The 5,288-nt window shown below is 69.8% G+C and carries 6 protein-coding genes; all 6 read left to right on the forward strand.

Going from position 1 to position 5,288, the window contains the following annotated elements; translation table 11 throughout:
- The first annotated feature begins 6 nt into the window (after positions 1-6).
- Positions 7-585 carry an isochorismatase family protein gene (locus WML84_RS12495; RefSeq protein ID WP_347346474.1) on the forward strand — a complete coding sequence of 193 codons (579 nt, stop codon included), beginning with the start codon at positions 7-9 and terminating at the stop codon, positions 583-585.
- Positions 586-776: 191 nt separating this feature from the next.
- Complete coding sequence (locus WML84_RS12500) at positions 777-1,904, forward strand: PQQ-dependent sugar dehydrogenase (RefSeq protein WP_347346469.1); 1,128 nt, start codon at positions 777-779, stop codon at positions 1,902-1,904.
- 192 nt (positions 1,905-2,096) lie between these two features.
- Entirely contained in the window at positions 2,097-3,059 is a 963-nt protein-coding gene (locus tag WML84_RS12505) for a methionine ABC transporter ATP-binding protein (RefSeq protein ID WP_347346470.1), read from the forward strand.
- On the forward strand, positions 3,059-3,721 hold the full coding sequence (locus WML84_RS12510) for a methionine ABC transporter permease (protein WP_347346471.1): 663 nt from the start codon (positions 3,059-3,061) through the stop codon (positions 3,719-3,721). Before WML84_RS12505 ends, WML84_RS12510 begins: the two co-directional genes overlap by 1 nt.
- A gap of 42 nt (positions 3,722-3,763) precedes the next feature.
- Positions 3,764-4,615: a MetQ/NlpA family ABC transporter substrate-binding protein gene (locus tag WML84_RS12515; protein WP_347346472.1), complete on the forward strand. Its 852-nt coding sequence runs from the start codon at positions 3,764-3,766 to the stop codon at positions 4,613-4,615.
- Between the two features lie 74 nt (positions 4,616-4,689).
- Positions 4,690-5,058, forward strand: coding sequence for a hypothetical protein (locus tag WML84_RS12520; protein WP_347346473.1), 369 nt, complete (start codon positions 4,690-4,692; stop codon positions 5,056-5,058).
- The last annotated feature ends 230 nt before the right edge of the window (positions 5,059-5,288 follow it).

Consider the following 5,288-nt stretch of genomic DNA (forward strand, 5'->3'; position numbering starts at 1 on the left):
CGAATCATGACCAGGGCGCTGTTCATCGTGGACGTGCAGAACGACTTCACCGAGGGCGGAGCGCTCGCGGTGGCCGGCGGCGACGCGGTCGCCGAGGGCATCACGCGCTTCCTCGCCGCTCGCGCCGCCGACTACGCGCTCGTCGTGGCGTCGCGCGACTGGCACGACGCCGAGGGCGACAACGGCGGCCACTTCTCCGGCGCGCCCGACTTCGTCGACACGTGGCCGGTGCACTGCGTGGCGGCCACGCCCGGCGCCGACTACGACCCGGGCCTCGACACCGCGGCGATCACCCATCACGTGACCAAGGGGCAGGGCAGGCCCGCATACTCGCTCTTCGAGGGATCGACCGATGCCGGCGAGTCGGTCGCAGAGCTCCTCGCCGCGCGCGGCGTGATCGAGGTCGACGTCGCCGGCATCGCGACCGATCATTGCGTGCGCGCGTCGGCGCTGGATGCCGTGGCGCACGGCCTGCACGTGCGGATCCTCACCGACCTCGTCGCCGGCGTGGCGCCGGAGTCCAGCGACGCCGCGCTCGCGGAGCTCGCCCACGCGGGCGCAGAGCTCGTGGAGAGCGGCGTCTGAACGCCCGACCGGGCCGCCGGCCGAACCGGACGACCCGTCGCAATCACCGTCGGGACCGCGCGCACGGGGTCGTCCGTCGACGCCTCCGTGCAGCGTCGGCGCGCCACGCCGAGGCCGCGGGCCGCGTCGTGGCGACCCGCTCCGCCGCCGGGCACGTAGCCTGGAAGGCGGACCGAGAGGAGCACGCCAGGGTGGACAGCAGCAGGGGGAGTGCGCGCACGCGCAGGAGCGTCGTCGCCGGCGTCGTGATGACGATCGGGCTCGTGGCGACCGGCTGCACCGGCACGCCCGAGACGCCGGCGTCGCCCACCGCGACCGCGGCCCCTACGCCCTCTCCGACCCCCACGGCCGAGGGCCTCGCGTTCGGCGAGGCGCGCGACGTGGCGCAGGGGCTGGGCGTGCCGTGGTCGGTCGTCTTCGTCGACGGCGTCGCGCTCGTGAGCGAGCGCGGCTCCGCGCGCATCCTCGAGGTCTCGATGGACGGCGCCGTCCGCGAGGCCGGCGTGATCGAGGGGGTCGACGACACCGGCGAGGGCGGGCTCCTCGGCCTCGCCGTCGACGACCAGCGCCACCTCTACGCGTACTCGACCGGTTACACCGGCAACCGCGTGCAGCGGTACGACCTCGTCGGCCAGCCCGGCTCGTTCTCGATCCGAGGCCGGCAGTGGCTGCGCGGCGAGCTGCCCTCGGGCCGCAATCACAACGGCGGTCGCATCGCGTTCGGTCCCGACGGCATGCTGTACGTCGCGGTGGGCGATGCCGGCGACTGGGAGGACGCGCAGGACCTCGACTCGTGGGGCGGCAAGATCCTCCGGATGACGCCGGACGGCGACGTGCCCGACGACAACCCGTTCGAGGGCTCGCTCGTGTACAGCTACGGGCATCGCAACGTCCAGGGCATGGCCTGGGCGGAGGACGGCACGATGTTCGCGACCGAGTTCGGCCAGGACACGTGGGACGAGCTCAACGTCATCGTCGCCGGCGGCAACTACGGCTGGCCCGAGGTCGAGGGCATCGCCCACGACGACGACTACATCGATCCGGTCCAGCAGTGGACGCCCGATGCGGCCAGCCCCAGCGGCATGACGATCGTGGACGACACGATCCTCATCGCGAACCTGCGCGGCGAGGTGCTGCGCACGGTCCCGGTGGCCGACCCGACGACCTTCGCCGACCATTTCGCGACCACCTACGGGCGCCTCAGGGACGTCGCGCTCGCCCCCGACGGGAGCCTGTGGATCCTCACGAGCAACACCGACGGGCGCGGCAAGCCGCTCGCGATCGACGACCGCATCGTCGCGGTGGACCTCGGGCGCTGAGCGTTCACGCCGACTCTGTGACGTCGCATGACCTCGCGTGCGCCGAAAGGCCCGACTGCCCCGTAACATGACAGAGCCTGTGGTCCCCTGCCTTCGCGCATGCGGATCCGGCCCCACCCGAGCATCGACGCGTTCAGCGGCAGCCTCATGCCGTGCCGACGACCCGCACCGTGATGAGGAGCATCCGCGACCGTGATCGAGATCCGCAACGTGCGCAAGTCGTTCGGCGGGCACGTCGTGCTCGATGGCATCGACCTCACGATCGACAAGGGCGACATCTTCGGCTTGATCGGCGTCAGCGGAGCCGGCAAGTCCACCCTCCTGAGGTGCATCAACCGACTCGAAGAGGTCGACTCGGGCGAGATCGTCGTGGACGGCATCGACGTGGCGACCCTCGGCAAGGACGACCTGCTCCGCTTCCGTCGCAGCATCGGGATGGTGTTCCAGCAGTTCTCGCTGCTGGAGCGCAAGTCGGTCTACGACAACGTGTACTTCCCGCTGAGATGCTCGGGCGTGAAGAAGGCTCAGGCCGATCGCCGCATCAAGGAGATGCTCGAGCTCGTCGGGCTGGAGGACAAGCTGCGGGCGCTGCCGCGCGAGCTCAGCGGCGGGCAGAAGCAGCGCGTCGCGATCGCGCGCGCCCTCGTGAGCGAGCCGTCGATCCTCCTGAGCGACGAGGCCACCTCGGCGCTGGACCCGAACATCACCGAGAACGTCCTGGGCCTCCTGCGCCGCATCAACCGCGAGCTGGGTCTCACGATCGTCGTGGTGACGCACGAGGTGTCGGTCATGAAGGCCGTCTGCACGCGCATGGGGCTGCTCCACCGCGGCGAGCTGGACGCGCTCGGCACGTCCGAGGAGTTCTTCCTCGAGCATCCGGAGCTGCTCGCCGACTTCACGCGCGACGCCGGATGGCGTCCGCACACCGAGGACGGCGATGCCCTGGTCCGCGTCGTGCTGCGCAGCGAGGGCGAGTCGCGGCTCATCTCCGACCTCGCCATCCGTACCGGCGTGGCGTTCGACATCTCGTGGGGCGGACTCGACCGCTACCGCGACACCGTCGCCGGCTCGTTCGTGCTGCGGGTGCCGCGCGAGAGGCTCGCGGCCGTCGCCGCCGCGCTCGACGAACGCGGCGCGCAATGGAGGGAGCTCTGATGTACCAGTACGACTTCTGGGATCTCGTCGTCCGCATCATCCTCCCGGGCCTGCGCGACACCGCCATCATGCTGGTCGGCTCCACGATCACGTGCGGCATCGTCGGCTTCGCGGTCGCGCTCGTCCTGGTGACCACCGACCCCCGGGGGCTCCGCCCCAATCGTCTGGTCTACGAGGTCACGAGCACGATCGTCAGCCTGCTGTGGTCTCTTCCGTTCATCATCCTGGCCATCTCGATCATCCCCCTCACGCGGCTCGTGGTGGGCACCTCGATCGGGGTCTGGGCGGCGATCTTCGCGATCACCTTCGCGGGCAGTCCCTTCATCGCACGACTGCTGGAGACCGCCTTCAAGGAGGTCAACCCCAGCCTGATCGAGGCGGCCCGCTCGCTCGGCGCCAGCGATGCGCAGATCACCTTCCGCGTCATCGTCCCCGAGTCGGTGCCCGCGATCATCTCGCAGATGACGCTCGGCGTGATCACCCTCCTCGGCTTCACCGCCGTGGCCGGCACGATCGGCGCGGGCGGCCTCGGTGCCGTCGCGCTCACGTACGGCTACCAGAACTTCAACGACCAGATCATGTACGGCACCGCCGGTCTGCTCGTCCTGATCGTCGTGCTCGTCCAGCTCGCCGGCAACGCCTTCTACCGCAAGGTCAAGTAGCCCCTTCCGTCGCCCCACCCCTCACACCGAGAGAGAACACCCATGAAGACACGCTTCCGCGTCGCGACCATCGCCGTCGCGGTCACCGCCCTCGCCGCCTCGCTCGCGGCCTGCTCGTCCGGCCAGAGCACGCCCGCCGCGTCGGACTCGGCCTCCGCGGCCGAGGAGGTGACCGTCAAGGTCGGCATCCTCGCGCGGGAGGAGCCGGAGATCCGCTTCCTCGCCGAGAACCTGGCCGACGAGGGCGTCACCCTCGAGTACCAGATCTTCGACGACAACATCGCGCTCAACCGTGCGACCTTCGACGGCAGCCTCGACGCCAACTACTTCCAGAACGAGACCTACCTGGAGGCGCAGAACCAGAGCACGGGTCAGGATCTCGAGTCCTACGGCCCCTGGCTGCAGACCCAGGCCGTGCAGTTCGTCTCGAGCAAGTACGACTCCGCGAAGGATCTGCCCGAGGGCGCCGTCGTCGGCATCGCCAACGACCAGGCGAACCGTGCGCGCGAGCTGCAGCTGCTGGCCGACAACGGACTGATCGAGCTCGCGAAGGGCGTGGACAGCCCGAGCACCCTCGACATCACGAGCAACCCGAAGAACATCCAGTGGGTGGAGGTCGATCCCCGCAGCCGTGCGGGCGCCTTCCCCGACCTCGACGCGATGACCGCGCCGTCGATCACCGTGTACCTCATGAACGACCCGTCGATCAACGTCCTCTACGAGGAGACCCCGGAGGTCTACGAGGAGTACGGTGGCGTCGTGTGGGTCGTGCCCTCGGGCGCGGGCGACCTGTCATGGCTCGACAAGGCCATCGCCTTCATGGAGTCCGCCTCGTACAAGGACTGGATCGCCGACTACTACGCCGGCATCAAGAAGACCCCCGCGGACTCGTGATCCCTGGTGGGCGGGCGTCGCGCCCGCCCACCCGTCACGGCCGCACCCCTTCCCCGAACTGAGGAGACACCGAAATGGTCAGCGTCATCGGCACGACCGATCTGCCCCTGCACACGATCGACATCCCCGCCTTCGTCGACGACATCGGCGAGGCGGCGCGCACCGGCCTGGGCCTGCCGCCGAACCTCCGCAGCGTGTACCTCGTGCCGCTGCCGGCCGAGAACACGACGGTCAAGGAGGGCTACGAGATCACGTTCGTGCTCTACAGCGCGCCCGGCAAGACCATCGACCAGAAGCGCGCGGCGATCAAGGGCCTCGACGAGGTCGTCCGCAGCCGCGAGTGGGACGGTCCCGTGAAGGTCGTCGTCATCATCAAGGAGCACGACCCCGAGAACGTGGGAGTCGACGGCGTCCTGCGCTGGGACACCCTGAACCCGGCCTGAGCCGACACGCTCGCCTCGAGCCGTCCGCCGTATCCACCCGCTGAGAGGAATCGCATGAAGTACCGGACGATCGGTCGCACCGGAAAGCTCGCCTCTGCCGTCACCTTCGGCGCCATGGGCATCGGGGGCGGCTTCCGCTACCCCGACGCGGACGACGACGAGTCGATCCGCGCCGTGCACGTGGCTCTGGACGCCGGCATCACGACCTTCGACACGGCACCCGTCTACGG

It is taken from the genome of Microbacterium sp. (genome assembly GCF_039812165.1).
GTDB lineage: Bacteria > Actinomycetota > Actinomycetes > Actinomycetales > Microbacteriaceae > Microbacterium.